The organism is Peribacillus sp. NPDC058002 (assembly GCF_042886655.1).
Lineage (GTDB): Bacteria > Bacillota > Bacilli > Bacillales > DSM-1321 > Peribacillus > Peribacillus aracenensis.
Map to the genome: position 1 here is coordinate 1 of NZ_JBHVQU010000287.1, position 4202 is coordinate 4202.

2 protein-coding genes are annotated in these 4202 nt (G+C 39.5%); both read right to left on the minus strand.

The annotated features are described in order from the left end of the window. Window positions 1–387: 387 nt before the first annotated feature. The gene (locus tag ACFVSH_RS23635) at window positions 388–1644 is read right to left on the minus strand and encodes a ribonuclease H-like domain-containing protein (RefSeq protein WP_387597516.1); all 1257 of its coding nucleotides are present in this window, start codon (window positions 1642–1644) and stop codon (window positions 388–390) included. Window positions 1645–1680: 36 nt separating this feature from the next. Further along, window positions 1681–3957 (minus strand): DEAD/DEAH box helicase, encoded by a 2277-nt coding sequence (locus tag ACFVSH_RS23640; protein ID WP_387597519.1) that lies wholly within the window; start codon window positions 3955–3957, stop codon window positions 1681–1683. Window positions 3958–4202 lie beyond the last annotated feature (245 nt).

Genomic DNA, 4202 nt, shown 5'->3' on the forward strand with positions numbered 1-4202 from the left:
GGGGATACGTGTACTGATGAAATGACCTAATTATACAGAATAAGTATAAAACGATGTATGGCTGTCGATAAAGTACACTATTATTTATGCTATCCCTTCAAATATACTGGGTAATTTTCTATAAAAAGGAATAGAGACTGTCTTTTAAAGAAGTAAATAATACAATCGTTAAACAAAGGACAACAAAAAATAGAAATAAAGTCGTTTTATACATTTCTTCGCTCCGCTTTCACCTTGAATTTATGATGTAAAGGAATGAAATGAACGCTTCAGAATTTCACCCTCAACTCTTTCCATTTTACACATAATAGTTGAAGGCTACAATAATTGTATACATATTTTTTATTTTCAGCCTTTTGCACTAACAGAGCAATTAATTCCCCTATATTATATAGAAATACCCTTAGATTGCTCTTTCTTTTCGAGCCGATGAATCCTCTTTTCCAATTCCAACTGTTTTTTCCTTGGTAGGGTCCCTTCGCTTACCATCTCTTGAAGTGCGATTATTGAACATTTTAGAGCAAGTCCGACGTCCTTAAATTGATGTTCGTATAATTTTGCACATTCAATCTGTGCCTGTATCCTTATTTGCACATTTCCTTTTAAGGCGGCTTCCTTCCAAATTTCCAAAGCTTCATTGAATAGTTTTTGCTTCTTTTTCTGGAAGGCTAAGGCATGGCCAGCGATTATCCGTTCTTCCTCATTTCCTGCTTCCAATATTTTTTGATATGTCTCAACTGACTCCTCTTTTTTTCCCAAATAAGCGAGCCATCGTGCAATTTCCATGGACTCTTCCGTATATCCATCGATTTGGAGGATTTTTCGGGACAAATGAATATACAATGTGATCAATGATAAGATATCCAATTCATTATGCTTCATGATTCCAAACAGAATTTCCGGATTCTTCCGCTCAACAAAATCAAAATAAATCATCGGCGCCAAATATCCAGGAATATCATCCTCCCTATAAACACCTAGAATATCTGTTTCGACCGCTGATAATTTCACTCGTTCCAATTTGTTTTTCCAAAGGCGTCTTGAAGCATGATATAAATCGAAATGTCCGAATTCCGGTAGTTTCGGTACATGCTCTTTTATCAAGGTATGTCTGGTTTTTAACTGGGGCCAATCAAAAGATTTACCATTATATGTGACAAGCGCTTCGTAATTGATGTTTTCCAGAAAGCTTTGATAAAGCGGGATTTCACTTCCAGGCTGCGGAAGGATATGTTGCTTCACGACTACTTCTTCACCTTCTAAATAAGCATAGCCAAGTAAAAAAATGGTATTGCCGGCTCCCCCTCCAAGCCCTGTTGTTTCCGTATCGAAGAAAAACAGATCTTCACTTTTAACGCCCCTAGCGGATAGTGGATGCTCCAATGAAGTTTGATTCCACTCTTTTACAACCTTTTTCAGCTCGGAAAATGCATATAACCCGTGTTTGTGATTTATGGGGTAGCGGACTTCCCTAATGAAACAATAGTCACCATCGAAGTGAAAGGAAACGGTATCGTTCTCCAGCCACTTTTCATAGTAAGGAATTTCTTCATTCACTGTCCGGTCACCTTCTTCAACGGGAGAAGGATGCTTCCCTAGGTTCATATGCGTTTTCATACGGTTCAATTTATTTTTTAATGACATGAAATTACACCTCTTTTCACTTATCTCTGCGATTTATTAATGTTTTTGCTTACAAAATTGACCCAATAATTCTTTGGCATCACTCTTGGCTGTTTTCGTTGCGGATTCCGTCCCGATACAGGAAGGACAGCCGCTTTCACAAGCGCAATTTTCAATCATTGATATTGTTTCAAGCAGAATGACTTCAGAATTTTCATATACTTTATCACTTAACCCTATGCCTCCCGGATAACTATCATAGATAAAAATGGTCGGTTTTTCATTATGTGCTGCCTTAACCTGCGGATAAACATGAATATCATGCGGATCGCACATAACATGTAGTGGAATCATGTAATTAAGAGCATGGGAGGCACCTATCATTCCTTGTTCTATCCGATTTTCGTCCCACTTAAATATATCGGGATCCATGGAAAGCATGGCTGAACTCGTGTGCAGTTCCATCTCCGGGAGACTGATTGGTCCTGAACCAATATTCTCATGAGTTTCGAATTTGATTTTTTTGAAGATCGTAGGCATCGCCCGGATTGCAACATCACCAAAAGCAGCTGCTGTGGAAGCGAAAGTTCGCTGTTTATCGACTTCCAATACAGACAACTGAACGGCAAGGTTAGCATCCGTATAATAGTCCACATTGACTTCACGTACATAAGCTTTCTTTTCATCCCAATCAAGTTCTTCCACCTGAAATTGAATTCCCTGGTGCAAATAAATGGCTTCATCGTGGAGGAGGGTCATTGCACTGAACGTATCCATTTCCCCTATGACCCGATTAACCGGTGCATTCGTTTGATCGATGATCACGACATTTTCCTGTGCCGCTGAACGCAGGCTGATATTGCTTGCTGGAAAAGCATCATTCATCCAATGCCATTTGTCCCCATTTAAGTGTAAGACCCTTTCTTCCGTAAGGAATTCAAGAACGTCCATAATCTCTGTTTCCCCGAAGGTATCGCCTTTTTTAAATGGAAGCTCATATGCTGCACATTTTACATGATCAACCAAAATCAAAAGATTATCTGGATTGATTCTTGCAGTTTCTGGATTTCTGGTAAAGAAATATTCGGGATGCTGTACGATATATTGATCAAGGGCACTGGAACTGCCGACCATGATGATCAATGCTTCACCATGCCTTCTTCCTGCTCGTCCCGCCTGCTGCCATGCACTTGATATGGATCCAGGATAACCAGTCATAATGCAAACCTGAAGCTGGCCGATATCGACGCCCAGCTCAAGTGCATTTGTGGAAACCACTCCATAAATGGAACCATCCCTGAGGCCTTGTTCAATTTCTCTGCGCTGTGTTGGCAGATATCCACCGCGATAGCCCCTGATCGATTTTGGCCCCAATTGCTTTGACACAAGTTCCTGTAAATATGTCAATAGAATTTCCACACGAACCCTGCTTCGCGCAAAAACAATCGTTTGAATTTTATTTTTCAAAAATTCATTTGCCAGTTTCCTGACTTCCAAAACCGCACTCCTCCGTATATTCAGCGGTTTATTTACTATTGGGGGATTGTAAAACACAAAATGCTTTTTCCCACTTGGGGCTCCGTTATTATCGATAAGGACCATTTGTTTTTCCGTGAGCTCTTCTGCCAATTCTTTTGGATTATTGATCGTAGCGGAAGTACAAATGAATACAGGGTCGCTTCCATAAAACTTGCAAATCCTTTTTAACCTTCTTATGACGTTGGCTGTATGACTTCCGAAAACGCCGCGGTAGATATGAAGTTCATCAATTACCACATACTTCAAGTTTTCAAACAAAGAGACCCATTTCGTATGATGGGGCAGGATTCCGGAATGGAGCATATCAGGATTGGTGATCACGATATGCCCTGCCTGGCGGATTTTTTGCCTGATATTTGAAGGTGTGTCCCCATCATATGTATAACTATTTATTTGAGCATCCATTTCATGAATCATTTCATTCAATTCGCTTTTTTGGTCATAACTCAGTGCTTTTGTCGGAAAAATATAAAGCGCCCTTGTTTTTTCATCTTCCAGTATTTTTTGAAGGACCGGCAAATTATAGCATAATGTTTTTCCAGAAGCTGTAGGTGTGACCGCTACAAGGCTATTGCCACTGACAGCAGTATCAAATGCTGTTGCCTGATGGCTATACAATCCATTTATCCCCCGTAATTCAAGAGCATGCTTAATTTTATCATTCATTGCATCGGGAAAAGGTACATGTTTTGCCTCTTTTGCTTCAATTACTTGCCAATGCACTATATTATCTTTAAAGTCTTCATTTATTTTTAAATCATTGATGACTTCTTGTAAATTTTTTCGCAGTTTCATATAACCACCTCATACGTCTATTCTACCGAATGAACGTTCTATGCAAAAGGGAAACTATTTCCTTTTCAAAAAAAAAAAGCTGGAAACGTCACTATCTCGTTTCCAGCTCGGCCTTTTTTCATTTAATCCTTCTCGACAAAGCGAATGATTTCTTCAATTAGTCTGCTTGGAGCTTCCAACATTCCCATATGGCCGCTGCCCTTAAGTATAACTTCATTGATATGGCTCCCTTTCACAGAAAAGGT